The 297-nt window shown below is 53.5% G+C and carries 1 protein-coding gene; it reads right to left on the bottom strand.

Going from position 1 to position 297, the window contains the following annotated elements; all coding sequences use genetic code 11:
- Positions 1 to 297: VCBS domain-containing protein (locus tag ST37_RS20375; RefSeq protein ID WP_197687449.1), on the bottom strand; the 297-nt coding region annotated here is incomplete at both ends.

Raw genomic sequence — 297 nt, 5'->3', positions numbered from 1 at the left:
GTAAACTCGCGCACTTCTTTCTGACCGGCTGTCAGCGCGTCCACTGTGGCGTTATCGGCCAGTGTGAAGGTCCAATTGCCCTCCGCGTCAACGGTGAACTCACCGTACGCATCGGTAATAGTATTTGGTGCAAATTCTAGGTCTGGATTGTCTGCATCCGTCGCCGTTAACGTGCCGCTGACAGGCGTCACATCACCTTCAGTGACTTCATCAGTATCCGCCGAAATCACCGGATCATCATCAGTACCCGTGATGGTAATCGTCACTTTAGTGTCACTGCCATCGGACAGCGTCACG

It is taken from the genome of Vibrio sp. qd031, from assembly GCF_002100145.1.
GTDB lineage: Bacteria > Pseudomonadota > Gammaproteobacteria > Enterobacterales > Vibrionaceae > Vibrio.
Note: the sequence above shows the minus strand (reverse complement) of the source record. Positions and strands in the feature narration are given on the sequence as shown.